This is a genomic window from Bacillus cereus group sp. N12 (genome assembly GCF_016483575.1).
Classification (GTDB): Bacteria; Bacillota; Bacilli; order Bacillales; family Bacillaceae_G; genus Bacillus_A; species Bacillus_A toyonensis.
In genome coordinates this window covers 1-242 of sequence record NZ_JAEHBO010000265.1, presented here as the reverse complement: position 1 = coordinate 242, position 242 = coordinate 1, and the positions used below count along the sequence as shown (strand labels likewise).

Sequence of the window (242 nt, the reverse complement as noted above, 5' to 3'; positions counted from 1 at the left end):
GCCATTAGCTCAGTTGGTAGAGCATCTGACTTTTAATCAGAGGGTCGAAGGTTCGAATCCTTCATGGCTCACCATTTACAATTTAATGCGGGTGTAGTTTAGTGGTAAAACAAGAGCCTTCCAAGCTCTGGTCGAGAGTTCGATTCTCTTCACCCGCTTTTCAATTATGGGCCTATAGCTCAGCTGGTTAGAGCGCACGCCTGATAAGCGTGAGGTCGATGGTTCGAGTCCATTTAGGCCCA

The 242-nt window shown here is 47.5% G+C and carries 2 tRNA genes; both read left to right on the top strand.

Annotated elements, in window-relative coordinates:
- Nucleotides 1-87 precede the first annotated feature (87 nt).
- Nucleotides 88-158: transfer RNA gene (locus tag JDS92_RS30430), tRNA-Gly, on the top strand.
- A 10-nt stretch (nucleotides 159-168) separates the two neighbouring features.
- Nucleotides 169-242, top strand: a tRNA-Ile gene (locus tag JDS92_RS30425).